This window comes from Bombella favorum (genome assembly GCF_014048475.1).
In the GTDB taxonomy this organism is placed as follows: domain Bacteria; phylum Pseudomonadota; class Alphaproteobacteria; order Acetobacterales; family Acetobacteraceae; genus Bombella; species Bombella favorum.
This window is the reverse complement of the sequence record NZ_NWUS01000001.1, coordinates 965,864-992,002: the sequence shown is the minus strand read 5'-3', so window position 1 is coordinate 992,002 and position 26,139 is coordinate 965,864. Positions and strand designations below refer to the sequence as shown.

General features: G+C 55.2%; 18 protein-coding genes and 1 tRNA gene. 5 read left to right on the top strand and 14 right to left on the bottom strand.

The window, feature by feature from the left end; genetic code table 11:
• Nucleotides 1-105 precede the first annotated feature (105 nt).
• Entirely contained in the window at nucleotides 106-9,465 is a 9,360-nt protein-coding gene (locus CPA57_RS04490; protein ID WP_182081605.1) for an autotransporter-associated beta strand repeat-containing protein, read from the bottom strand.
• A 451-nt stretch (nucleotides 9,466-9,916) separates the two neighbouring features.
• Here CPA57_RS04490 and CPA57_RS04485 point away from each other — a divergent pair, with 451 nt between their 5' ends.
• Complete coding sequence (locus tag CPA57_RS04485) at nucleotides 9,917-10,507, top strand: cysteine hydrolase family protein (RefSeq protein WP_326831346.1); 591 nt, start codon at nucleotides 9,917-9,919, stop codon at nucleotides 10,505-10,507.
• 223 nt (nucleotides 10,508-10,730) lie between these two features.
• Here CPA57_RS04485 and CPA57_RS04480 read toward each other — a convergent pair.
• The 7 genes from CPA57_RS04480 to hisB form a co-directional block, all read right to left on the bottom strand.
• Nucleotides 10,731-10,806: transfer RNA gene (locus CPA57_RS04480), tRNA-Glu, on the bottom strand.
• Nucleotides 10,807-10,917: 111 nt separating this feature from the next.
• Nucleotides 10,918-11,298 (bottom strand): HIT domain-containing protein, encoded by a 381-nt coding sequence (locus CPA57_RS04475; RefSeq protein WP_182081604.1) that lies wholly within the window; start codon nucleotides 11,296-11,298, stop codon nucleotides 10,918-10,920.
• Between the two features lie 91 nt (nucleotides 11,299-11,389).
• Complete coding sequence (locus tag CPA57_RS04470) at nucleotides 11,390-11,749, bottom strand: phosphoribosyl-ATP diphosphatase (protein ID WP_182081603.1); 360 nt, start codon at nucleotides 11,747-11,749, stop codon at nucleotides 11,390-11,392.
• Between the two features lie 31 nt (nucleotides 11,750-11,780).
• Entirely contained in the window at nucleotides 11,781-12,542 is a 762-nt protein-coding gene (hisF, locus tag CPA57_RS04465; protein WP_182081602.1) for an imidazole glycerol phosphate synthase subunit HisF, read from the bottom strand.
• A complete protein-coding gene (gene hisA / locus CPA57_RS04460) occupies nucleotides 12,536-13,930 on the bottom strand; it encodes a 1-(5-phosphoribosyl)-5-[(5-phosphoribosylamino)methylideneamino]imidazole-4-carboxamide isomerase (RefSeq protein WP_229709222.1) in 1,395 nt (464 codons plus the stop codon). The genes hisF and hisA overlap by 7 nt, the downstream gene beginning before the upstream one ends.
• The gene (gene hisH / locus CPA57_RS04455) at nucleotides 13,918-14,559 is read right to left on the bottom strand and encodes an imidazole glycerol phosphate synthase subunit HisH (RefSeq protein ID WP_182081601.1); all 642 of its coding nucleotides are present in this window, start codon (nucleotides 14,557-14,559) and stop codon (nucleotides 13,918-13,920) included. Before hisH ends, hisA begins: the two co-directional genes overlap by 13 nt.
• Nucleotides 14,560-14,640: 81 nt before the next feature.
• Entirely contained in the window at nucleotides 14,641-15,243 is a 603-nt protein-coding gene (gene hisB, locus CPA57_RS04450; protein WP_182081600.1) for an imidazoleglycerol-phosphate dehydratase HisB, read from the bottom strand.
• A 111-nt stretch (nucleotides 15,244-15,354) separates the two neighbouring features.
• Here hisB and CPA57_RS04445 point away from each other — a divergent pair, with 111 nt between their 5' ends.
• From CPA57_RS04445 to CPA57_RS04435, 3 genes are all read left to right on the top strand, one after another.
• Entirely contained in the window at nucleotides 15,355-15,978 is a 624-nt protein-coding gene (locus tag CPA57_RS04445) for a nitroreductase family protein (RefSeq protein ID WP_182081599.1), read from the top strand.
• A gap of 86 nt (nucleotides 15,979-16,064) precedes the next feature.
• Nucleotides 16,065-17,333 carry a 5-demethoxyubiquinol-8 5-hydroxylase UbiM gene (ubiM, locus tag CPA57_RS04440; RefSeq protein WP_182081598.1) on the top strand — a complete coding sequence of 423 codons (1,269 nt, stop codon included), beginning with the start codon at nucleotides 16,065-16,067 and terminating at the stop codon, nucleotides 17,331-17,333.
• Nucleotides 17,334-17,568: 235 nt separating this feature from the next.
• The gene (locus tag CPA57_RS04435) at nucleotides 17,569-19,179 is read left to right on the top strand and encodes an NAD(P)/FAD-dependent oxidoreductase (RefSeq protein WP_182081597.1); all 1,611 of its coding nucleotides are present in this window, start codon (nucleotides 17,569-17,571) and stop codon (nucleotides 19,177-19,179) included.
• 6 nt (nucleotides 19,180-19,185) lie between these two features.
• Here the strand turns inward: CPA57_RS04435 and CPA57_RS04430 are convergent, their stop codons facing one another.
• The 4 genes from CPA57_RS04430 to CPA57_RS04415 form a co-directional block, all read right to left on the bottom strand.
• Nucleotides 19,186-19,959, bottom strand: a complete 774-nt coding sequence (locus CPA57_RS04430) for an RluA family pseudouridine synthase (protein ID WP_182081596.1) — start codon at nucleotides 19,957-19,959, stop codon at nucleotides 19,186-19,188.
• Between the two features lie 3 nt (nucleotides 19,960-19,962).
• Complete coding sequence (locus CPA57_RS04425) at nucleotides 19,963-23,001, bottom strand: DNA translocase FtsK (protein WP_326831345.1); 3,039 nt, start codon at nucleotides 22,999-23,001, stop codon at nucleotides 19,963-19,965.
• 98 nt (nucleotides 23,002-23,099) lie between these two features.
• The gene (locus tag CPA57_RS04420) at nucleotides 23,100-23,747 is read right to left on the bottom strand and encodes an RsmD family RNA methyltransferase (protein WP_182081595.1); all 648 of its coding nucleotides are present in this window, start codon (nucleotides 23,745-23,747) and stop codon (nucleotides 23,100-23,102) included.
• Nucleotides 23,748-23,751: 4 nt separating this feature from the next.
• Nucleotides 23,752-24,531, bottom strand: a complete 780-nt coding sequence (locus CPA57_RS04415) for a pseudouridine synthase (protein ID WP_182081594.1) — start codon at nucleotides 24,529-24,531, stop codon at nucleotides 23,752-23,754.
• A 109-nt stretch (nucleotides 24,532-24,640) separates the two neighbouring features.
• Between CPA57_RS04415 and CPA57_RS04410 the strand changes: the two genes are divergently transcribed.
• Nucleotides 24,641-25,123, top strand: coding sequence for a nucleoside deaminase (locus tag CPA57_RS04410; protein WP_229709221.1), 483 nt, complete (start codon nucleotides 24,641-24,643; stop codon nucleotides 25,121-25,123).
• On the opposite strand, the gene CPA57_RS04405 is transcribed toward CPA57_RS04410, so the two are convergent.
• Complete coding sequence (locus tag CPA57_RS04405) at nucleotides 25,120-25,422, bottom strand: AzlD family protein (protein ID WP_182081593.1); 303 nt, start codon at nucleotides 25,420-25,422, stop codon at nucleotides 25,120-25,122. The genes CPA57_RS04410 and CPA57_RS04405 overlap by 4 nt on opposite strands.
• Nucleotides 25,419-26,138 carry an AzlC family ABC transporter permease gene (locus tag CPA57_RS04400; protein ID WP_182081592.1) on the bottom strand — a complete coding sequence of 240 codons (720 nt, stop codon included), beginning with the start codon at nucleotides 26,136-26,138 and terminating at the stop codon, nucleotides 25,419-25,421. Before CPA57_RS04400 ends, CPA57_RS04405 begins: the two co-directional genes overlap by 4 nt.
• Nucleotide 26,139 lies beyond the last annotated feature (1 nt).

The following is a 26,139-nucleotide window of genomic DNA, read 5'->3' as shown; positions in this document are numbered from 1 at the left end:
GTATTGTCCCAGTGCCGCAGGCTAGTGGGGAATGCCCTAAATTGAAGAAGGGCGGGCCATAATGACCCGCCCTTCTTTGTTTGTAAGTAGAGATGTGCGTTAGGATCAGAACTTCATCTTGAAGGAGCCTGTCGCACCGCTCTCGGTGGACTGGTTGCCATACTGGCCGATATAGGACAGGTCCAGATCGACATGGTCGTTCAGGCTGGCTGTCACGCCAGTGTCGATAATAGCGGCATTGTCGGAGAGCAGCACACCGGCGACATCCATGCTGCTGCTTCCCCCAGTCATGGCAAAGGACTCATGCTGGCGCGAACCCAGACGGCCAAACCCGCGGCGATAAGCTGCCGTGAGGTGCGGTGTGAAGATCGTCCGACCAATGTTCAGCCTCGTAGCAGCACGGAAGCCAAAGGTAGAGAAGGTAACACCAGCATCTGTCCCACGGCTGCGCAGAGCGGCTTCATTGCCATGCTCACGATAGCTGTTGGTCTGCATGTTCACATAGGACACGTTCATGAACGGCTCGAACACGCCATGCTCACCACGCATTTTGTAGCCCAGCTCGGCGAAGGTCTGTGCTGTTCCACCTAGATAGCCACTGTTGACACGCCCGCCATAATCCCCAACGGAGATCTGACGCCGAGTGTTAATGACATTCCAGCTATAGGCAGCACCTAGGCGCAGGTTCAGGCGGCCCCAATGTGTTCCGGCATAGGCCCCAACGGAGATGTTGTTGCTGTTGCCGGAGGAAGAATGCCCTCGCTGGACGTTGAACTGAGAATGCCCGTAAGAGAGTAGCCCGCCGACACGCCAGTTGCTGTGGTTGATCGGAGCATCAGCCCCCATGATGAACCCGGCCGTGTTGTGGTGCATGAGGGCAGCATTGCCATCTCCACCATTATGGCCAAGCCCCCCATAAGCCTGCCCCCAAAGAACGGCATGGTCGGAATAGCAAGCACCATTCTTTTGATGTGTCTTCAGGTCATAAAGGCTCTGACCGTTGCGGCCATAGTCGCAGTCGCTGTTTGCTAGACGGTTCATCGCCGCATTGTGGATGTAGAAGCTGTCCTGAATCAGGGCTGTGCGAATAGAAGCATGCAGCTCGCCAGAAAGATTATCCAGTGCCTGACGTGCCTGCGTCTTGGTCAGACCTGTCATGGCCTGGCTTAGTGCTGAGGTCTGGTCAAGGCGATCCAGCCCACGGCCTGCGGTGATCTGGTTGCGTGTTTCACCGACTATGCTGAAGGAGTTAGGCTTGCGGCGCATAACGATGTCAACGGCATCAGCACTGTAGGCGAAGGTCGGGTCCAGATATGCATATTGCGGTGCCAGATTGCTGGAAAGTTTGGAGTCAAACTGACCACTGATCCCGCCTGTAGCTGTCAGGATTCGATAAGCCTGGTTATATGTCAGGCCAAGCCCTGCATTTTTCAGCTGGAGGTCCAGCGTCCCACCTTGCAGGTTTGCCTTCCCAGTAACGGCCAGACGGTCGGAAGCGGCCTCCTGGTACCCAGTGCCCTTGGCTGTGTCGATGGTCTGACCTGTTGTGTCGCTCGTACCACGAATACGCAGAATAGAGCCCTGCGCCATGGTTAGATCACCATTGATATGCAGGGTCGACGGCGTATTAGAACCGATAGTACCCGGTGCAATCACACCCTCAGAGGCAACCTGCGTGGACCCGACGGTGCCTATACCACGCAGGGTTGCACCGTTCCCGACGGTAACCAGACCACTTGCAAGACCGTTATTGCCGTCTACTTCCAACGTCGCCTGATTCTGGAGCATCGTAGGACCAGAATAGGTGCTGTTGCCTGTCAGTATTTCTGTTCCACCAGCGACTGTCAGGCCGCCATTGCCGGAGAGGGACCCAGCATAGCTGTCCTTGGCCTTGGTGAGGGTGAGGGTGTCGTTGAGGATACCTTGGCTTGTGCCGTTCCCAGCGAGGGAGCCGACAGAGGCACCACCTTCCCCAATGGTGAATGTCCCACCATTAGCAGCGAGCTTGTTGGCAACAGTTGTTCCCTTGTCGAGCAGCAATGTCCCATCTGTTGTGACATTGTTCAGCTTGGCGTTGGTAGCTGTAAGATTACCGGTGCCACTATTGGTGACATCACCAGCAACGGAAGAGCCATCCTGAAGGGTGGCCTTACCACTGTTGGCAAGTGCCCCAGCGAGGGAGCCCGCAAGGTTCAGGCCGCCAGCCTGAGCAACGGTTGTGTCACCCGTATAAGCCTGCTTGCCTGTAAGGGTCTCTGTGCCCTTATCGATAGCGAGACCGCCATTGCCGGAGAGGCTGCCATTGTAGGTGCCGGTGGCATTGTTGAGGTGCAGCGTACCATCCAGCGTGCCATTACTGCTTCCGGCGAGGGAGCCGGCGGTGGCATTGTTGCTGGTCACGGTCAGGCCTGCGCCGTCATGGGTGAGGGTACCGTTGATGGTGCTACCATCAAGTGTCAGGGTTCCCTGATCCTTATTGGTGACGTCACCGGCCTTGCTGTTTGTGAGGGTGGCCTTCCCACTGTTGTTCAGAGCGCTGTTGAGCGTAGCGTTCGTGGCCTGGAGTGTGCCGCTATTGGTGACATCACCGTTTGTTGTGTTTCCACCTGTGAGAGTCATGGTGCCGCTATTTGTAGCGGAGGCCTGAGAGCCACCCGTGGCGTTGAAGGTTGCTCCTGCAGCGTTGGTGACATCACCGGCCTTGCTGCCTGTGAAAGTAGCGGAACCGTTGTTAGAGAGGGCGGCCAGTGTAGCGCCGTTGGAGACGTCCAGCGTCTTGTTATTGACGGTTTCCTGCTCGACCCGTGCATTTGGACCTGTGATCTGAGCATACTGATCATTGATTAGCTTGCCAGCGATGGAGCCTGTGAGGTTTAGTCCAGCGCCTTCGGCACTGGTTACATGTGTGTCACCTTTATAAGTGTTGGTGCCGCTGAGAGTTGCGATCCCACCAGCGACTGTCAGGCCACCATTGCCGGAGAGGGACCCAGCATAGCTGTCCTTGGCCTTGGTGAGGGTGAGGGTGTCGTTGAGGATACCTTGGCTTGTGCCGTTTCCAGCGAGGGAGCCGACAGAGGCACCACCTTCCCCAATGGTGAATGTCCCACCATTAGCAGCGAGCTTGTTGGCAACAGTTGTTCCCTTGTCGAGCAGCAATGTCCCATCTGTTGTGACATTATTCAGCTTGGCATTGGTAGCTGTCAGATTACCGGTGCCGCTATTGGTGACATCACCAGCAACGGAGGAGCCATCCTGAAGGGTGGCCTTACCACTGTTGTTCAGAGCGCTGCCGAGCGTGGCGTTCGTGGCATTGAGCGTGCCACTATTGGTGACATCACCAGCAACGGAAGAGCCATTCTGAAGGGTAGCCTTACCACTGTTGGCAAGTGCCCCAGCGAGGGAGCCCGCAAGGTTCAGGCCGCCAGCCTGAGCAACGGTTGTGTCACCCGTATAAGCCTGCTTGCCTGTAAGGGTCTCTGTGCCCTTATCGATGGCGAGGCCGCCATGACCGGAGAGGCTGCCATTGTAGGTGCCGGTGGCATTGTTGAGGTGCAGCGTACCATCCAGCGTGCCATTACTGCTTCCGGCGAGGGAGCCGGCGGTGGCATTGTTGCTGGTCACGGTCAGGCCTGCGCCGTCATGGGTGAGGGTACCGTTGATGGTGCTACCATCAAGTGTCAGGGTTCCCTGATCCTTATTGGTGACATCACCGGCCTTGCTGTTTGTGAGGGTGGCCTTACCGCTATTGTTCAGAGCGTTGGCGATGGTGCTGCCATCAAGCGTCAGGGTTCCCTTATCGTTATTGGTGACGTCACCGTTTGTTGTATTTCCACCTGTGAGGGTCATGGTGCCGCTATTTGTAGCGGAGGCCTGAGAGCCACCCGTGGCGTTGAAGGTTGCTCCTGCAGCGTTGGTGACATCACCGGCCTTGCTGCCTGTGAAAGTAGCGGAACCGTTGTTAGAGAGGGCGGCCAGTGTAGCGCCGTTGGAGACGTCCAGCGTCTTGTTATTGACGGTTTCCTGCTCGACCCGTGCATTTGGACCTGTGATCTGAGCATACTGATCATTGATTAGCTTGCCAGCGATGGAGCCTGTGAGGTTTAGTCCAGCGCCTTCGGCACTGGTTACATGTGTGTCACCTTTATAAGTGTTGGTGCCGCTGAGAGTTGCGATCCCACCAGCGACTGTCAGGCCACCATTGCCGGAGAGGGACCCAGCATAGCTGTCCTTGGCCTTGGTGAGGGTGAGGGTGTCGTTGAGGATACCTTGGCTTGTGCCGTTTCCAGCGAGGGAGCCGACAGAGGCACCACCTTCCCCAATGGTGAATGTCCCACCATTAGCAGCGAGCTTGTTGGCAACAGTTGTTCCCTTGTCGAGCAGCAATGTCCCATCTGTTGTGACATTATTCAGCTTGGCATTGGTAGCTGTCAGATTACCGGTGCCGCTATTGGTGACATCACCAGCAACGGAGGAGCCATCCTGAAGGGTGGCCTTACCACTGTTGTTCAGAGCGCTGCCGAGCGTGGCGTTCGTGGCATTGAGCGTGCCACTATTGGTGACATCACCAGCAACGGAAGAGCCATTCTGAAGGGTAGCCTTACCACTGTTGGCAAGTGCCCCAGCGAGGGAGCCCGCAAGGTTCAGGCCGCCAGCCTGAGCAACGGTTGTGTCACCCGTATAAGCCTGCTTATTCGTAAGTGTTTTTGTTCCGCTCTGGATCGTTAAGCCACCCGTCCCGGAGATGATACCATCATAACTATAGTCTGCATTAGCCTTCGTCAGAGAAAGGGAGTGACTACCGAGAGCGACATTACCGCCACCCCGGATATCGGATAGATTCTGGTTATTAGAAGACTGGCTAAGGTCCAGATTGGCCCCTTGCTTGATATCCACGAAGGAAGACGGGGCAATGGTGCCATTACCGGCCAGAGCAAGCGTGCCGTTCTGCACGGTGGTCGAGCCGGTATAGTTGTTGGCGCCTGTCAGCGTTTGGGTGCCACTTCCTGCTTTAATGAGGGAGCCTCCGGCCCCGCCATCCTGTATGGTGGCAGAGAGGGTATCGTTCTTGTTGAGAGCCCCGATTGTTAGTGTCTGCTTGCCCAGAGAGATACTACCATTGCCAGACAGGGAGCCGATGGAGACCCCGTTTGCTGTTCCGGAGATGTCAACATTGGCGCTATCGCTGTTATTCTGGATGGTAGCAGCATCGGCGGTTGCATGACCTGCAAAGACGACGCCCCCGGCATTTTGGATAGTGGATTGTGAGGCCGAGCTGGAATCTTTGAAGACAACGCTAGCGTTACCATTGTTTGTGATGTGGGCCGTGTCGGCAACACTTTTATTATTGAAGTTTAGGACGCTGTGGTCCTGCGGGTAGGTGGAAGAACTCTCGCCGACGGTGACATTACGGTTGCCCATGGAGGCAGACTGATCCTGCCCACCATTCATATTGACGGTGGCACCGCCCGTTATGTTCAGGTCCCCGCCTTTTGTTGTGCTGTTAGAGTAGCCAAAGGGTGTTGTGCTGTTGGCATTGACAACAATATTGCTTCCCCCGCTCGTATGGTTGCCCTCAATGTCCGTATTGCCGAGGTAGGTATTGTTGCCATTGAGGTTGAGGACAGGCTTGTCCCCACCCAAGGAAATACCGGCGTTCTGTTGAGCTGTATTAAAGAGTTGCGTGATTGTAGGGTTGGCGGGAGTTTTAGTTGTCTGATCGTAGGTGGAGTGATCCAGGATCGGGCTTACAATCTTTAGATCGGCACCTTTGGGCCCAACAATTGACCCATTATTGCTGTATTCGTATCCATTGAGATCAATGGTGGCACCGTTAAAGCCCAGAATAGTGTTGCGGTTTGCGTTGGTGCTAACCTGATCTTGCTCGATCCGCAGCGTGCCTCCGTTGATATTCAGAGCACCCTTCTGGTCCCCCAGACTAGCGTCAGAGGTAATACCGAGCGTACCATTGGTAATGACTGTACCACCAGTATAGCTGTTGGTACCGTTCAGGATGAGGGTGCCTGTATCCGTCTTTACGAGGGTTGTCGGGTTGCTCGGATCATCTTTGATAGATGTATTGATGACAGCCAGATTGGTGTCACCATAGCCTGTGCCATCCCCCACACGGACTATAGAAACAAGCCCGGATTTGTTGACTAGGATACCGTTATTCTGTTCGTACTGTTTTATGTCGGCATCACTCGGCGTGCCAGACTGCCCAGTGTTGTCCGTAACAGAGAAGTAATGGTTAAGCTGGTCCGGATGATCTCTGTCTGTATAGCGGTTGCCATGCAGCGTGATGGAGCTGTTTTCATCCTGGGGGATAACGGAATAGGAGGACGGGCGGGTCGTCTGGCTGAACTGCATGCCACCAACATCGACGTTGCCAGCGACCGTTACCTTAAAGGCGTGCTCTGGGTTCTGCTGGATTGCACTGTCGGAAGCCTGACCGAAAATGGCATAGGCATTTTTCTGCCATGCTGCACTCTTGTCGCCATTGGATGTGGTCCAGTTCGTCTGTCCCTGCGTCCATGTACCATCACCGCCATTGACCTGGCCATTGGCGGTTGTTGTGCTGCCGTTCCAGAAGGTTAGATTGTCCCCAGTATTGGCCGCAACCAGATTGACCTGATGGTTACCCGCCTGGAGGACGCTTTTATTATTGGGGTCCTCAGCACCTGTGGTCTGGTACATTTTGAGGGTAGGATTGTCTAACGTCAGCTGCTGTGTATAACGGTAGAGCGTCTGGACGCCGGACCCCTGCTGGAAGGAGAGGTCTACAGCCTTGACTGTTCCGCCCAGTGTAAGATTGCCGTTGGTCTCGCTCCCGACAAAAACGGTGCCATTGGAGAGCTTGCCAGAGCCATTGTCCTGAACCCCGCTGAAGTCGGACGTCCCATTGACGATGAGGTTACCGCCTATGCCCAGCGTTCCACGGTGGAGGTCGGACGTGCCAGGGGTGATGGTTCCGTTTTGTTCAATAGTTGTTGTGCTGCTGGTAGAACCAATATTACCCGTACCGTCCAGCTTGCCGTCATCGTGCACAACAACGCTGCTTGTGCCGTAGTTATTACCGTTGACATGCAGGTTGCTACCACTGTTGACAGTTGTGCTACCTGTATAGCTGAAGCTCTTACCGCTATTTAGGGTAACATCTGTGGCGTTAGCTACAAGATTGACGCCTTTAGTGGTGTCTTTGCTCGTGGTCGTACCGCCGCTAGTCGTACCGTCAGAATTTGTCTCGCTGTCGACAGGGGTCTGTCGGATGGTACCATTCAGGGCTTGGGAAGTGCCCGAAATGATAAGAGTCCCACCATCGCCCTGAAAGATCGCCCCATTTGAACCAATGGCACTGGCGATGTTGAGTGTGTTCCCACCGAGATTGACAGTGGCGTTATTATTACCCCACCCCATGTTGGCAATAGAGACCTCATGGGTAGCTTTGGAAATATCAAGCGTTGATTGGCCTGTTACGTTCCCAACGTTCAGCAGAATGGTGCTTTTTTCGAGATTACCGTTTCCAGCCAGTGCAAGAGTGGCGCCGTTATTGATTGCCGTGTTGCCGGTGTAAGTCTGTGCCCCTGTTAGGGTTTCCGTTCCACCATTGACGGTCAGGCCACCATTGCCCGAGAGGATACCACTGTAGGTGTCTTGGGCATTGTTGAGAGACAGTGTGCCATTCAGCGTACCGTTACTGCTCCCGGCGAGGGAGTTAGCATTGGCACTGTTGCTGGTAACGGTTAGACCTGCGCCGTTGTGGGTAAGGGTACCGTTGATGGTGCTGCCATCAAGCTTCAGGGTTCCCTGGTTTATATTGGTGACATCACCAGTCTTGCTGTTTGTGAGAGTGGCCGAGCCCGTATTGTTCAAGGCATTGTTGAGCGTGGTGTTAGAGGCATTGAGTGTGCCGCTATTGGCCACTACGCCAGTGACGGAGGAACCATTTTGAAGGGTGGATAGCCCACGATTATTCAGAGCCCCGGCGATGGTGCTGCCATCAAGCGTCAGGGTTCCTCTTTTTGTGTTGGTGACATCACCACCAGTCTTGCTGTTTGTGAGAGTGGTCGAGCCCGTATTGTTCAGGGCATTGCTGAGTGTGGTGTTAGAGGCATTGAGTGTGCCGCTATTGGTCACTACGCCAACAACGGAGGAACCATTCTGAAGGGTGGACAGCCCACTATTGTTCAGAACCCCGGAGATAGTGCTGCCATCAAGCTTCAGGGTTCCCTGATCCTTATTGATGATCTGACCGTTTGTTGTGTTTCCACCGGTGAGGGTCATGGTGCCGCTGTTTGCAGCGGAGGCCTGAGAGCCACCCGCGGCGTTGAAGGTTGCTCCTTCAGCGTTGGTGACATCACCGGTCTTGCTGCTTGTGAGTGTTGCCTGACCACTGTTGTTCAGAGCGTTGCTGAGCGTGGCGTTAGAGGCATTGAGTGTGCCGCCATTGGTCACTACGCCAACAATGGAGGAGCCATTCTGAAGGGTGGACAGCCCACCATTGTTCAGAACCCCGGCGATGGTGCTGCCATCAAGTGTCAGGGCTCCCTTGTTTGTATTTGTGACATCACCGTTTGTTGTGTTTCCACCGGTGAGGGTCATGGTGCCGCTGTTTGCAGCGGAGGCCTGAGAGCCACCCGTGGCATTGAAGGTTGCCCCCTCAGCGTTGGTGACATTACCAGCCTTGCTGCTTGTGAACGTGGCCTGACCATTGTTGTTCAGAGCATTGCTGAGCGTGGCGTTAGAGGCATTGAGTGTGCCATTATTGGTGACATTACCAGCGATGGAGCCGGTGAGGTCTAGACCGGCCTTTTGAGCAACGGTTGTATCGCCTGTATAGTTATTCTGGCCGCTAAGGGTTTTTACTCCATCAGCGATGGTCAGTCCCCCCGTACCAGACATGACACCAGAATAAGGGGTGCCAGATTGGGCTGAAGACAGGGTAAGGCCATTGGTCCCGAGGGCGGTATTACCTGCGCCAGAAATATCCTGAACAGTGACACCAGAATTGGCTTTGCTTATGTCGAAATTAGCATTTTGTTCTATGGAAATACCGCTGGAGCTGGCGATGCTGCCATCACCAGAGAGGGCCAAAGTGCCCTGTTTGATGAGTGTTGCCCCTGTATAGCTATTGATGGCGGAAAGAAGTGTCGTCCCTTGGCCCGCCTGCTCTACGGAAAGGGGGGTATTATTCTTGCCGTTTGTAATGGGGTCTGTAATTGGGTCGCTTGTTACGCCAGCAGCAGGAGAGAATGTTCGCACAAGGCTGCCCTGCTGGGACGAGGATGTGCTCTCCGAGCGTGCAGGTGTGCTGATGATAGAAAAGGACGAGACGCCCGCCAGAAGCAGCGCAATCCGGGCTGATAGCTTGAGGGGCGAAGCGGTTCTGCTTCTATAAGCCAGAATTGAATCAGAACCTGCCTGTGTGAAAGATGCTGGTTTTTTATATGAGGAGTTGTGTTGTGTCATTGTGGGTGCACCTTTCACATACGTTGCTTGCCGGTCGCCCGGAGCGAATGATGAAGCCGACAGGGAAATAAGAGGGGACATCGTGCCTGAAGACGCTAATTTACCGTTCATTAATAAAAAGATCAAAAGTAATCAAGATGTAGTTCAGGTAAATCCGATCAACTTTTTGCGTGGTGGTATTTATTTTATATATTTATGAAATCATCTAAATTTTATAAAAAATAAATAAGTTATCTCTAAATTGATTGATTGATAAAATTAACAATTCTGTAGTTTTTTATACTTATTTTTACAATTTTTACTGTATAAAATATATTTTTATTATGACTTATTTTAAATAGAAGGTGAAAAATGTTCTATTTTTCCGTAGCAATCTTCAGTTGCTTCTGAGTGTCCGGTTTGATGTATGTTTCTCACCTATTGGAATATTTAACCCTGATGGGAGGGGCCTGTGGCTGCTATCAATCGTGGAAAAGCTGGAACGGTTTTCATCTTCATGGATTTTCAGAATTATATTCTGGAAAATTTTCTGCCGCCTGAAAGGGCTGAACAGGTCGTAAAGCAGGCTGAAACTGTTCTTGCAGCAGCTCGGAAGGCTGGATGTTTCATCATCCATGTAGCGGTGTGCTTCCGGCCGGGTTATCCGGAAATCAACGGGCGTAACAAGATGTTCTCATGGATACGGGATAGTGGCATGGCAGACCCTGGTAGCCGTGGGATTGCCTTTGCCGATAGAATGGCACCGAAACCGGAAGAACCCGTTGTGCAGAAACGGCGTGTTGGTGCTTTTGGTGGGACCGACCTCGACATGATCCTACGGGCACAAGGCGTCGAGAAGATTTTTCTAGCCGGTGTTGCTACGTCACATGTTGTTTTGACGACATTAAATCAGGCGTTCGATCTCGATTATGACCTTACAGTCATTCACGATGCTTGCGCCGATGGTGATGAAACAGCACATGCCTTTTTGACGGAAACATTCTTCCCCAAGCTGGGCAGTGTCTTGTCGTCTCGTGACGTATTGGCCTTCTTGGAGGGGTAACCAAGCCTATGGCCGGGGCAGGGTACCTATCTGGAGGTCGCCGCACCTCGCTATGATGCCCCCGCTATGGCGAAGCTCTGGGCGAGATGCAGTAAGATCGCACTCTGAAATCGGGTGGGCAGGCGCACTTTGTGTCTGCCCACTAAGGGGAAGGACAGCACGGTAAGATGATGTGCGGTAGATGCCCGTTAGGCCAGATAGCTCAGATTTTTCATGAAGTGTCTGGCGTCCCGTACGGGATTCGAACCCGTGTTGCCGCCGTGAGAGGGCGGTGTCCTAGGCCTCTAGACGAACGGGACTAAAGGCGTGAGGCTTTCCTAGAGGGAATGTTGCAGCAGCGCAAGAGGAAAAGCGGGTCTTTTGTAAAAAAAGCCTCCATGAAAGGAGGCTTTTTTCAGTTGGGCTGGTTTTTACCGGCTGGAGGGCAGAACAGGCCCGAGTGGGCGGCCACCCAGCAGATGGACATGGAAGTGTGGAACCTCCTGCCCTCCATCGGGGCCAAGATTGCTGACGAGACGGAAGCCGCTGGGGATGAGTGATTGCTCGGCAGAAATTTTATCCACGAGCTTCCAAAAATCCAGAATCTCCTCATCGCTGGCACGAGAGAGGAAATCGTGCAGGTCCGTATAGGCCCCGCGGGGGATCACCAGAACATGGATGGGGGCCAGAGGAGAAATGTCGTAGAAAGCAAAGGAATGTTTGCTATCGCAGACACGTTCGGCAGGGATTTCTCCCCGCAGGATCTTGGCGAAAACATTGTTGGGATCGTAGGCGGGGGTAGGTGTCGGCATAAGATGGGTTCCTCCTCGTTCCTCTAATGATTGGGGAGTGGGGTAGGGGGAAGTCAAGGGCGGAGGGTAACAACCCACCTATGAACCATTTTTAGAAAGACGGTTTCGGGCGGGATGCCTTTTCCTCAATGCCGCTGGTGCCTTCACGGCGTTCCAGCTCTTCCCAAACATCTGCTGGATCAATGCCCGCATCAACCCACATGACAATCAGATGGTAGAGAACATCCGCACTTTCGCTGATGAGGCCGTTACGATCCCCCTTTATGGCCTCAATGACACATTCTACGGCTTCCTCGCCGAATTTCTGTGCAATTTTGCTCCGCCCTCTGGCCATGAGGCGGGCCGAGTGGCTGACAGAGGGAGACGCACCCTTACGGGCCATGACCGTATGATAGAGCCGTTCCAGAACATCCTTGCGGGTTGTAGGTGAGGAGGCGTTATTCTGAGGCATTATCTTTCCTGTCTTTAGTTTATGCTGTTTTTTAGAGGCCCAGCCTGACGGGTAGTTGAGCCTCATGCAGGGCCTGTTTGACCTCGCCAATTTTGAACTGGCCAAAATGGAACACACTGGCTGCCAGAAGCCCACTGGCCCCCGCCTGTGTGCCTTCTACGAAGTGCGACAGCTCTCCCACCCCGCCAGACGCAATGACAGGCACGGAGACACGGTTACAGACGGTTTTTAGCAGATCAAGGTCGAAACCAGAGCGGGTGCCGTCACGGTCCATGCTGGTGAGCAGGATTTCCCCAGCACCTCGGGCGGCCATTTGCTCAGCCCATGCAACAGCGTCCAGTCCCGTCGGTTCCCGCCCACCTTTGGCGTAAACTTCCCATCCGCCACGACCATTGGAGCGGGCATCTATAGCCACTACAATGCATTGGCTGCCGAACCGTTCTGCCGCCTCATTGATGAGTTCTGGCGTGCGGATGGCAGCGGAGTTGATGGCGCATTTATCGGCACCGCTCAGCAGGAGTTTGCGGATGTCTGCGCAGCTTCGCACCCCACCACCCACGGTGAGAGGTAGGCGGACCTCGGCAGCGGTTCTTTCTATAACATCAAAGATAGTTTCTCGGTTATCCGAGCTTGCCGTGATGTCCAGAAAAGTCAGCTCGTCCGCTCCAGCAGTGTCATAGAGGCGGGCTTGCTCCACTGGGTCGCCTGCATCTCGCAGGGAAACAAAATTGACCCCTTTGACAACTCGTCCGTTACATACATCAAGGCAGGGGATGACACGCAGTTTTAGCATGACCCCTCCAGAATATTCAGGGCTTCAGGCAGGTTGATGCGGCCATCATACAGGGCACGGCCCACGATCACGCCGGTGATGCCGGGGGTGCTATCTGCTGCCTGACGCAGGGCACGGAGATGCTCCAGCGTGCCCACACCACCGCTCGCAATGACGGGAATGGACACATGGCGGGCTAGTGTGACTGTTTGGTCAATATCCAGCCCTTCCAGCATCCCGTCACGGGTGATCTCGGTAAAGATGATGCCTGCTACACCGGCATCTTCCATCCGGCGGGCGAGATCGGTTGCGGTTAGTTCGGAGACTTCAGCCCAGCCTTCAGTGGCGACCCGGCCCTGCCGGGCGTCAATTCCAGCGATCACACGGCCTGGCCATGCATGGGCAGCCTGCCGGACAAGGCCGGGGTCTTTTACAGCGGCCGAGCCGAGAATGACGCGGCTTACGCCAGCTTCCAACCAGCGTTCGATAGTCTTCATGTCCCGCAGGCCACCCCCAAGCTGGATGGGGAGGGAGGTGTTGGCGATGATGCCTTCTACAGCCTTCACATTGGCGGACTGGCCTGCAAAGGCTCCGTCCAAATCAACGATGTGGAGGTGACGACATCCTGCTTCCTCAAACAGTTTGGCTTGAGCAGGCGGATTGTCGGAATAATGAGTGGCTTCACTCATTTCCCCCTGTCGTAGCCGTACGCAAGCCCCGCCCTTGAGATCGATGGCTGGATAAAGGGTCAGCGGCTTCTGGGCGAGGGTATTTCGCTCGGAGGTATGATGAGGGGTGGAGAGAGGAGTATCGGCAGGCTGCCACTGCATGGCTTTTTCTTCAGGGACAAGGAGTTTTGAGAAGAATAATCCGCGCACTGTCCGGTCTCCGATTCGTGCAAAATAGGGGTGAGTACCCCAGTGGGTGAAGCCAAGTGAGGTAAGAAGAGCTGCTGCGTCAGGTAATGTTTCACGCACACGGCAGTCCAGCACCTTGGCGCCAATAGCCTGTGCCCGGCTGATAATAGCCTCCATGAGCAGATTGCCCAGCCCTTTTCCTCGCTCGTAAGGAACGATGAAGAAGGCCGTTATGGTGGCACTGGTGCTGTATGTCTCGGACCGGGTGGTGGCATGGGCGAGAACGGCTGCCCCGCAGATGCTGTCATCTGGTGCTCGGACGATGAAGACATCACGTTCCGGCACGAGTAACAGACCTTGCAAGAAACGCCGTAGGACGTTGCTTTCAGGCGGTGTGTGCCAGTCGAATACGCCTTCTGCCAGAATGGCCGCTACGGTACTTTCCAGCAGGCTTTCCAGATCGTCCGCACTGATGGTCTGGCCCAGCCGTTCAGCACGGTAGCTTCTAGGGCGATGGATCATGGCCGGGTCTGTATCCGTCAGGGCTGCCATGTCAGGAAGTTGCCAAGGATGATTAGCCCCACATCCTGGCTTTTTTCCACGTGAAACTGTGTGCCGCATCGGTTGCCCTTCGCCACGATGGCGGGAACCGTCATGCCATAATCCGCCGTAGCGATGGTTTCATCCGTAGGGGCATCAACCAGAGCGTAGGAATGGACAAAATAACCGTGGTTGCCCGGCTCCAGCCCCTCTGTCAGCGGGTGGGCCCCGGGGGTGAAGGACAGCGTGTTCCAGCCCATATGGGGTAGCCGAAGGCCTTGTCGGGAACTTTCATCCATAGGGGCAATATGGCCGCCAATCCAGCCTAGCCCTTCCGTGCGGCCATGTTCCAGCCCGTATTGTGCCATGAGTTGCATGCCCACGCAGATGCCAAGAAAGGGCGTGCCCTCCGTTGTGGCTTTTTCTAGAAGAGGGCGGAGGTCGCCTTCATCCAGCCCTTTGGCGCAGTCGGCAAAAGCTCCCTGCCCGGGAAGAATTAGCCGGTCAGCCGAGAGGATGTCAGCCTCATTACGGGAGATGATGACATCGGCATCTAGCCCCTTCAGGGTTGCCGCCCGTTGGGTTGCTTGTGCGGCAGAGGCCAGGTTGCCGCCATTGTAGTCGATTACGACAACACGCATAAACTCTCTCCATACCGCAAGCTGCCCGATCCTGTTTCAGGCAGGAGGGGAAGACAAATCAAGAAAAAATCGTGAGGGTGCTTACAGCACCCCTTTGGTGGAAGGAATCCGTCCTGCACTACGTGGGTCGCGGGAAAGAGCCATACGCAGAGCACGAGCGAAAGATTTGAAGGCACTTTCAGCAATATGATGGGCGTTGGTCCCGGCGCGACAGTTCATATGCACGGTGATGCGGGCGGACATGCAGAGAGCGCGGAAGAATTCTTCTACCATCTCCGTAGCCATGTTGCCGATCATCTCACGGGGGAAAGAAATATTCCATGCAAGGAAAGGACGGCCTGAAATATCTACGACTGCTTCGCAGAGGGCTTCATCCAGCGGGACCAGAGCGGAACCGAAACGTTCGATTCCCCGTTTGTCGCCAATGGCCCGGTGGAGGGCTTCGCCCAGTGTGATTCCCACATCCTCGATAGTATGATGGTCATCGATATGCAGGTCGCCTTTGACCTGGATATCCAAGTCCAGCCCACCATGTCGGGCCAGAGCATCCAGCATGTGGTCGAAGAAACCAATGCCTGTCTGAATGTTGCTTTTTCCGTGCCCATCAATGGCGAGGGAAAGGGTGATGTCGGTTTCGCCTGTTTGGCGATTCAGTGTAGCGGTGCGTGATGTCTGAGTGGTCATGTCTTTCTGCTATACTAATATGCGCTGCTTTCCAAACTTGCTTATTGTGACCGTGTGGGTGAGACTGTCTAGTTAATTGACCATGACAAGATTTTCAGGAGGGGCGTCAACATGGCGCAGGTTTCATCCGTTTCACCGCTTAATATGCTGCTGGACCGGTCCTCAACGGGGGATCTTGTTGCTCCAGCTCCGCACGGGGATGTGCTGGCCCGTATCCTTTCTGCTGGCTTGCGTGCGCCCGATCATGGGCATCTCTGCCCGTGGCGGTATGTGGTGATCACGGGGGAGGCTCGCCCGGCTTTTGCCGAGCACGTCGTAGCGGCTGTGGCACGACAGGAGCCGGAGGCTCCGGAGAAAAAACGAGAGAAACGGCGTAAGCGTTTCTCAGAGACGCCAATGATCATTGCGCTGGGTATGCATCTCCGGCCGGACCATAAGGTGCCTGTCATGGAGCAGGAAATGGCCGTGGCGGCGGGTACTATGAATGTTCTTAATGCCCTGCATATGGAGGGGTTCGGCGGCGTTTGGATCAGCGGTGCTTTTTGTGAGGACCGGTCGTTGCTCAGCCAACTGGGGTTGGAGGCACCGCATCGGCTTGCGGGGTTCTTGCTTGTGGGTACGCCGGAGAAGTCTGACCGCTGCCACACCCGGCCGGATATTGGGGATTACATGGCGTTTTGGGATGGCCAGAGCCCTATTGCCTTTGGGGCTGATGACAGGCGGAAGGAGCGGTAGTCTTCCATCCGGGGTGGTTGGTTGCCGGGGTGTGCCGGTTGCGTTAAAGCGATGAGCGTATGAGTTGAGGAAGGCAGGGCCGCATCATGAAACAGCCACAGCACGGTGACGTTCATCAGGCAGGGCCGCAGCAGGCGGATTTTGTATGCAGTGATATTGTGATTGCCGGGGGTGGCCCTGCTGGCTTGGCGGCGGCTCTGTCTTTTGCCCGGGAGGGCTGGCCGGTGAGTGTGGTGGAGAAAGCTCCCCGCAGCGTGCTGGAGGCTCCCGCTTTTGATGGGCGGGAAATCGCCTTGACCCATCACACGGTACATTGGTTGAAACAGCATGGCGTATGGGATGAAATCCCGGCTGAAGCCGTGTGCCCTCTGGATGTAGCCCGAGTGGAGAGTGGCCGTCTTGGCGGCCCGCCTCTGATCTTTCATGCGCCGGGCGGCGCAGGAGAAGGACCTTCCGATGATGCGCCAGAAGGTGAGCCCCTGGGGTATCTAGTTGCCAATCATCTCATCCGGCGGGCTCTTTACCGGGTTGTGAGCCGGACGGAGGGCATTACCCTGTTCTGCCAGACGGGCGTAACGGGGTATCAGGCCAGCCGGAATGATGTGCAGGTGCAGCTCTCGGACGGACGGACAATGCGGGCTCGGCTGCTTGTCGGGGCGGATGGCCGTTTTTCTCGGATACGGGAGATGGCCGGAATTGGGTCCATCGTGCATGATTTTGGCATGAGTATTCTCGTCTGCCGGATGAGGCACCTCACCCCGCATGATAACACCGCTCTGCAATGGTTTGATGAACGCCAGACCATTGCCCTTCTGCCGGTAGCTTCTGATGGAGGGATAGGGGATATTTCCTCCTTAGTGCTTACCCTCCCGCCAGATGATATTGCGCGCCTGCGTGTGGCAGAGGATGATGACTTCAATGCCGAGATCACCCGTCGCACGGATGAGCGGCTTGGCCTGCTTCGTGTCATGAGCGATCGTATCACTTATCCTCTTAAAGCCGTTTATGCTCATCGTTTCCACGCACCCCGTGTGGCCCTGATCGGTGATGCAGCAGTGGGGATGCACCCGATAACGGCGCACGGCTTTAATTTCGGCATCCGTGGGCAGGAGACACTGGTGCAGGAGCTGAGCGCAGGGCCGGGTGACCCGGGGGATGCGGTGTCCCTCCAGCGGTTCGAGCGGCGGCATCGCCGGGCAACCTTCCCGCTCTTTACAGCGACCAATGCGATTGCTGTGGCTTATACTCGTGATGATGGCCCGTTTCCGCTCGCTCGTCGGGCTGGGTTGATGCTGGCTAATCGTCTTGCCCCGTTCAAAAAGGCCGTCACACGGATGCTGATGGACCCTGTGTAGCCACCTTTCTTTTATTAATGAGAGGTGAGGCAAAGGTTTAGTTTTTGTTTCTAAAACCGCTTGCCTGTCGTGGCTTTTTGCTGTGATAGTGGCCGCAAGGGTGATTTCGGTATGGGAAGATGCCTTTTCCCGAGTGGTGTCGGGTAATCTCCATTCTACTGAAATGGCTCGCTATATCTTTTTGCCAGCTTGTAGAAGCTGATAGCCACATCGTGAGCCATGTATAGGGTGCATTATGACATATGATGTCGTCATTATTGGTGCTGGTTTTGCCGGACTGACACTAGCCTATCAGTTAAAGAAAAAGAAAAAAGATCTCCACATTGCCATTGTGCATGATTCTTCATTTCCCGGTGATGACATCTCAAACAAGGTGGGTGAATCGTTTAACGAATTAGCCGCTATCTATGTCGATCAGATGCTCGGCCTTAAAGAGTTTATGAAAGAGCGTTATCCCCGCAAAATGGGGATGCGTTTTTTCAAGATTAACGACACCTCCTATCAGGAGATGGGAATAAACAGCCCCTTCCCAACGACTTCGTTTCATTTTGAGCGTGGGAAATTGGAGAATGACCTATACGGCCTCGTAAAAGATGAAGTGGATTTTTATCTCAACCATAAATACATCGACTTTGAAGAAGATGGGGATGAAAAGAAGATCCATGTTCTGAACCGTGCCGATAATAGCCCTGTATCATTGCGGGCGGCATGGCTTGTTGATGCCGCCGGTATGAAAAAACTGCTGGCTCGTAAATTTGGGATTACGCACAGGCTGGACATTAATCATTCCTCAGTCTGGTTCCGGGTGGGCGGTGGCGTTAACGTAGACGAGTTCCTGCCACGGACTGAGGACAATCCGTTTACATCAGATAGACGCTCGTGGAGTTCCATTCATCTGGAAGGGGTAGGGTACTGGATATGGATTCTGCGTCTTTCGGAGGATAAGACGAGCGTCGGTATTGTCTTTGATGAAGACATGTATGATTTCCAAGATTTTGCGACGTGGGAAAAGACAACTTCCTGGTTGCGGAAGAATGTTAATGTCCTGATCAGTTATCTTGAAGAAAAGAACTTCCCGATTCTTGACTTTAAAGTATTGAGGCGGTTCGCAAGTGAGTGTGAGCACTGGGTGGATCAGAGCCGCTGGGCTGTGATAGGGGACGCTTACGGTATATGGGACCCTTATTATTCCAACGGATTTGACCTGATAGGGATGCAAAATACCATTCTGACGGAGCTGATTGCTGCGGAACGGAGTGGAGAAAGCATCAGTGAACGTCTGCCAGAGGCTAATGGGTTCATTAAGAACATAATGATAGGCTTCGGCATTACATTTTCCGATTTTTATCCTCGGAAAGATAGCTGGTACTACATCTGCTCAAAATATAACGTCGATATAACGATGTATGCGCCATTCATGGTGCATATTATGTCTAATGCTCTTCAGGCCATGTTTATGGAAGAGGATTCATCCTTCCGGAACGATGTCATGGAGCTACTCATTGGGGCAGGTCTTACCTATGGTGAAACAGTCAGTTTTCTCGCCTCAGATGAGTTCAAGAATAATGGTGAGAAGGGCTATGATTATATGCTCCTGAAACCAGAAACATTCCATGCGTTTGTTCCAGAAACAAATATTCCCTTCCAGGAGAAAGAGAAGGCGCTTTCTATTCTTAGGAAGAACCAAAATCTGATCTTGTGCGTTCAGTATTATCTGATGGCAGGGCGCAATTATATGGACTTCATAAAAAGAGGGGCCTATTTCGCCATCACAGAACAGACAGACCCCGAGCGGTATAAAGATAATCCTGACCTGCTGGAGGCAGAATTGTTCCGTCCCGCATAAGGGGCGTTACGAGCTCGTCGTGATAGCGTGAGATTGGAGGAACTGTTCCAGTTCCACATCTCCCGCTATGGCTTGTATGCAATATGGTTCTAAATTGCGCTCCGCCGCTTTACCGCCCCCCATTGGAGCCAGTTTGACCGGCACTTCCAAAGAGCGGGCTAGCAGGCGGAGTTTGCCTACTCTGCGGGGATTGCCATAGAGCTGGTCGCCGTAGATGGGTGTTCCTAGCATGGCGCAATGGACACGGGCCTGATGGGTTCGCCCTGTATGGAGGGTTAGTTCCAATAGGCTGGATGCTCCATTGCTTGCCAGAATACGCCATGAGGTTTGGGCTGGCTTGTTCTGTGTTTCCTGCGGGGATGCTGCCTTTTTGGTCGAAGCCGTTTGCGGTATTGCTTCGGAGACCATTTTCCATCCCTGCTGGGCGGAGGAAACACGCCGTAGCAGGGTTGTGAGTGTCCCTTTCTCCTCGGTGGGGCGACCATCAACCAGAGCCCAGTATCGTTTGACGGTTTTATGCTCGGCAAAGGCGTGTTGTGCGGCCACAAGGGCAGATTTGCGGCGGGCTATGAGCAAACAGCCAGCCGTGTCGGCATCTAGCCGATGGACCAACCAAGGCCCACCTCGTTTCTGAGGCACGAGGCGGGCTTCGACACTATCTTGCGTTCTGGGGCCGGGATGGGCAGCGAGTCCGGCAGGTTTGTTGATGACGACAAAATGCCGGTCTTCCCATAGGATGGGAAGTTCCTTCCCTGGGAGGAAGAGGGGAGGAGCTGCCATAGGTTAGTCCTCGTCATCATCATGATCGTTCCGGTCCAGCCCCAGGGAGGCTTTTGTCGCAAGAACGTCACGTTTCCCTACATGGTTAGCGGCACTGATGATGCCTTCCCGCTCCATCTGGTCGATGATGTTGGCAGCTCGGTTATAGCCTATGCGAAGATGACGCTGCACAAAGCTGGTTGAAGCCCTCTGAGCCCGGATGACAAGCTCTGTCGCTTGTTCGTAAAGGGCGCTGTCCTGATCCTCATCTGCACCTTTGCCACTGCCCTTGCTGCTGGAGGATGTGTCTTCTTCCGGCTCATCAGCGAGAACTTCGGTATTATAAACAGGGGCCCCCTTGGAACGTAGGTCATTCACCACGGCTTCGACTTCTTCATCACTGATGAAGGGGCCATGCACACGAGTGATGCGGGCACCACCCTGCATGAAGAGCATATCACCTCGGCCAAGGAGTTGCTCTGCACCTTGTTCACCCAGAATGGTACGGCTGTCATATTTGTTGGTGACCTGAAAGGAGATGCGGGTCGGGAAGTTCGCCTTGATGGTTCCGGTAATGACATCAACGGAAGGACGCTGCGTGGCCATGATGACATGCACACCAGCGGCACGGGCCTTCTGGGCCAGGCGGAGCACAGAAGCCTCAATTTCCTTACCGGCAACCATCATCAGGTCGGCCATTTCGTCAATGACGATGACGATATAGGGTAGATGTTCCAGCGGCAGGCGGTGCTCGTCAAAAACGGGGCGTCCTGTTTCTGGGTCATAGCCGGTCTGGATGCGGCGGGTCGGGGTTTCACCAGATGTCTTGAGGTGGCGTATCCGGTCATTATAGCTGCTGATATTACGCACACCATGATCGGCCATCAGGCGGTAGCGGCGGTCCATCTCCTGCACGGCCCATTTCAGGGCACTGACGGCCTTAGGTGGCTCGGTCACCACTGGGGTCATCAGGTGTGGAATGCCATCATAGATAGAAAGTTCCAGAATCTTCGGATCAATCATGATGAGCCGGCAATCTTCTGGGCTGAGCCGGTAGAGCAGGGATAGGATCATGGCATTGATCCCAACCGATTTACCCGAACCGGTTGTTCCCGCTACGAGCAGATGCGGCATCCGGGCAAGGTCTGCCATGATGGGTTCCCCGGCAATATCCTTACCCAGTGCCAGAGGCAGCTTACTACGGTTTTCCTTCCATGCTGGAGAGAGAAGAAGTTCGGGGAAATAGACGGTTTCACGAGTTTTGTTGGGGACTTCAATACCGATGACATTACGGCCCGGTACTGTGGCGATGCGGACGCTCAGCACAGCGAGAGTACGGGCAATATCGTCGGCTAGGCCGATCACGCGGGAGGAACGCACACCGGGGGCGGGTTCCAGCTCATAAAGGGTGACGACAGGCCCGGCCCGATAATCGGTGATGGTGCCTTGTACGCCGTAATCATCCAACACCTTTTCCAGCATCTGGGCATTGGCCTGAAGAGCTTCTTCGGAAGGGCCAGTTTCGCTTTGGTCTGGCAGGGGGTTGAGCAGGCTGATGGAGGGTGGCAGCCATGTGGATGGAGCTGCCATGCCGGGCAGTGGCCCTTGGGCGATACCGGGTGGTGGGACAGGCCGTGGCGGCATGGGAACCCCGCCTGTATGTGTGGTGGCCTCATGGGGGGGCGCAATCCCGCCCATGCCAGTGGAATGTTCTGTTGTGACTGGAGTGGCCGCAGCGGCTGGGGTAACCGGAGGAACGCTACCGGGTACTGCTTCGCTTATAGTGCCGGAGGCATCCGGCATGGGGGCTGAGCTGGAGCTGGTAGCCGCCATGAAACGTTTCAGGAAGCCGGGCTGTTGTGCTGGGCCTGAAACTTCCTGAGGTTGTACGGACAGAGGAACGCTGGAGAGTTCTTCATAATTCTCTTCAGCATGGCGACGTTGGGCTGTACTGGTCCGTCCAGGGTCATGGCGGATATGGGCCAGCATACGGGCATAGGGGTTGTCGGCCTCTTCTTCGGGAGGGGTGACATGGGATGCCTCTTCCTGAAGGGGAGCTGGATCAGGTCGGGTGGGCGGCTGAGGTTGGGCGGAGGAGGGTTTTTGCCAAGGGGCAGCTCCCTGCTGCATGGGGGACCAAGGCGTGTTTCCGGTAGCTGGTGATGCGGGTTGATCAGCCTGACGGCTGAGGTTGCGCATGATGAAACCGGATGGAAGCGGTCCACTTCCCATGGCGGGGCGTCCATGGCGGATCGGCCCGCCAGCACTGGAAGGATAGGCGACCTGACGTTCCATTTCAGGTGGTGCCCCACGGGAGCGGAGCAGGGCCCGCAGAGGTAGGCGGATCAGGGCACTGAGGCCACGACCTACGGAACGCCACTCCTGCCCCTGTAGCCCCATGGACATAGGGCACAGCACAGCCAGAAAAATGAGGCTGAGCGCAATGGAGACAATACCCCCCATGCTGCCTGTTTCGCCCGAGACGAGATTCAGAAGTTTCTGGGCAAAGAAAACACCGCTTTCCCCCCCTAGCCCGCTACTGGTGGGCCAGGCCACACTCAGCCCGGGCACTGTTAGCTGTAGGAGGCCAATCGTCATGGCCGCTGCGGGGCAGAACAATGCCGCCGCTACGAGGCGCAGGAGAGGCAGGCTCAAGTGATGATGGCGCAGGAGCTGCCATGTCCAAGCCAGTAGAACAAGAACGGGTATGATCCCTGCTAGACCGAGTAACTGCATCAGTCCATCGGCAATGGTGGCCCCGAAGCGTCCGAGCAGGTTGGTTGGCTCGGTTCCCGTTGCGGTGTTGAAGGACGGGTCATGCGGGTTGAAACTGAAGAGAGAGGCGGCAATCGCCAGTGCCATAATGAGGAGGATGATCGCCAGTATTTCCATCATTCTAGCAGAGAGAATGCGGGAGATAGGGGAATCATGCCATGTGGGAATATCCACATCATCCTCTGCCATGTCGTGCCCGAGGAACGGGTCGACAGTACCAGAAGGGCTACGCCGTGTGGCAGGCAGGATAGAGCGCAGCTTGGCAGGAAGGCGAAAGCGGGAAAGCACAGGGGCAGGTCCTCTGGCTGGTCAGGAAGGCGGGATCGACCCGCAATATAGCCTGTTCGGTTTGATTCTGGAAAGCAGAACCACCCGCCTGCCGTATATCAGAGAGTGGGACGGTGCCCTTTGATGCTGACATCATGCCGCCAAATATGAAGTGTGGCAGCACCGAAACTGCGCTGTGCCAGTAGTTCTGGCGGTTCTGCCGAGAGACTGGGCAGGAGGTGGGCATGGAAAGGTTGGAAAGGTTCTTCTGGTTCTTTGGCGTCATTTTGCAGAGGCGTGGTTTCCGTTTCTGCAACAATTAGGGCGCCATCAGCCACCCAGCCGGTCCGCCATAGGGCACGCAGCCCCTTTTGCACCAAACCTTTATGGTAGGGGGGATCAAGGAAAATGAGCGTATGGGGCTGCGGCGCTTTGGGGGGGTGCGTCACGTCACAATGGCGTAGGCGGGCACGGTCTGCCATACCACAGCTGCGTAGATTGGTCTGAAGAGCAGCAATGCCAGGGCGGCTTCCCTCCATAAAAGTGGCAAATCCTGCCCCACGGGAGAGAGCTTCCAGCCCTAGAGCACCCGTACCGGCGAAGGCATCCAGCACCACGGCATTTTCCAGCTGATCCCGGCCAAACCACGGTGCATGCATGAGCATGTCGAACAGGGTTTGGCGGGCACGCTGCGCTGTTGGGCGGGTGGTCATCCCGGCAGGAACCTGTAGGCGGCGGTTACGGGCTGTACCGGCAATGATCCTCATAGTGTTACGACTGTGCCTTGTTTGTTTTGCCGGATTTCAGGCCCGGAATTTGCTCCATCAGGGTTTTGTAAGATACTTCTTCCAGCTCATGAGGCTTGAGAGTGCCGAGGCTGAAGGGCCCGTAGGATAGGCGGATGAGACGGCTGACATGCAGGTTCATACCCATCATGACCTTACGGATTTCTCGGTTCTTGCCTTCCCGTAAGCTGACCGTCAGCCATGAGTTGTCACCTTTGGAGGAATCCAGCGTCGCCTCGATGGGGCCATATTGGACGCCGTCCAGAACGCAGCCCTTTGCAAGGGCTTTCAGCCGTTTTTCATCCACAAGGCCAAAGACACGGACACGATAGCGGCGGATCCACTGGCGGGAGGGTAGTTCCAGTTCACGGGCTAGACTGCCATCATTAGTCAGCAGCAGCAGCCCTTCGGAGTTTAAATCCAACCTACCAACACTGACGACCCGAGGCATGGCGGCGGGCAGGGAGTCGAAAACTGTGCGGCGTTCTTCCGGGTCGTGATGGGTTGTGACCAGGCCAGCTGGTTTGTGATAGCGCCAGAGGCGAGTGCGCTGAGGTGGGTCTACGGGCTTGCCATCTACGCAGACAATATCACCCGGCTGTATGAAGGTGGCCGGGTGGGTGACCGGGCTGCCCCCGAGGGTGATGCGGCCTTCTGCGATCATCCGTTCGATATCACGGCGACTGGCAACCCCACGGCGGGCTAGAGCCTTGGCAATACGTTCACCACGCTGTGTATCGGGAGAGGAGGATGCAACATCTTTCATAATCTGCGGACATACAGCGTCCTGCCTTTCCTTGGCAATCCATTTACGGCTCTATAAAGCAGTCGAGGAAGGATTTGTGGTCCATTTCCAGTTTTAGGGGTGCAGGTGCATGTCTTTTCCCACCGTCATGACAACGCAGCAGGCCATGCAACAGGCTTTGTTACTGGCGGATGAGGCGGCCCGTGTGGGGGAAGTGCCTGTCGGGGCGGTCGTGCTGGATGGGCAGGGGCGTGTTCTGTCTATGGCCCGCAATCATGTAGAAGAGCATCACGATGCCAGTGCCCATGCTGAGCTACTGGCTATGCGGCAGGCGGCGCATCGGCGTGGGACGGTTCGGCTGGAAGATTGTACGCTGGTTGTAACGTTGGAGCCCTGCCCGATGTGTGCGGCAGCCGTTACGCATTTCCGCCTCCAGCGTGTGATTTATGGGGCTTATGACCCTAAAGGGGGAGCAGTGGATCACGGGCCCCGTCTTTTCGCACGTTCTAACTGTTTGCACCGGCCTGAGGAGATCATTAGCGGTGTGCGGGAGCGTGAGGCTGCGGCGCAGTTGCGGTATTTTTTTCGTAGGCTACGGCGCGGGCGTGACTAGCCCAGCACAGCCCGGAGAATCCCGGTTGTGATGACCCCACACAACATGGTGGGTAGGAGAGAGAAACGTGTGGCAGCTAGAAGGGTCGCTGCTAAACCCAGCAGATCGGCCGGATGACCCGTTGCAAAATTTGGAGCGATAACGGCCACCAGCACACATCCGGGCACGATGTCCATGATGGCCTTCATACGGGGGGACAGGTTGCGTCCAGCGAGAAGCAGATAGCCGCTGATGCGTGTTAGATACGTCACCAGCGCCATGGTAAGAATGGCCAGCAGGGCTGGGATATGGAGTGTCATATGCTCCTCACTACCAGCAAGGATGTGAGGATTCCGGCCAGTGTTCCTGCCGGGACGTACCAGGCACCGGGCAAGAGGTGATAGACCAGCACGGCCACCCCAAGGCTGATACACCATGGCAGAGCATTGCGGGCACCTTTCCACATTCCTTTGAGCAGCATGATGAACACGGCTGGAAAGGCCATATCCACACCATAACGTGTGAGGTCCCCCAGTATATTGCCTGAATATCCCCCTATGAAGGTGAAGATAACCCAGCAGAGATATAAGCAGACTGTAATACCGGCATAGAACCCTATGCTAAAGCGGCGGCCCGGTTTGGTGTGCAGGTCTGTCAGGGTCAGCGCCCAGACTTCATCACACATGCAGAAGAGTAGAAGAAAGATTTGCCAGCGGCGTAGATGCCGCAGGTGTGGCGCCAGAGCGGCACCCATGAGGATATGGCGGCTGTTGATGAGGAAGGTCACCCCTGCCAACAGCAGGATAGCCGGAGGAATGGACCACAAGCCAACAGCGGCGAATTCTGACCCACCTGCAAAGTTGAGACCTGTTAGCAGTGGGACTTCCACAATGGAAAAGCCTTTCTGCACCGCCTGACTGCCCAGTAATAGGCCGAACGGGACGAAGGCTATGAGCAATGGCAGGGATGTTTTCACACCTCGGAGAAAATCCGGCCAGAAATCGTCCTGTCTGCTGGTGGGGGATGTAGTTTGCATG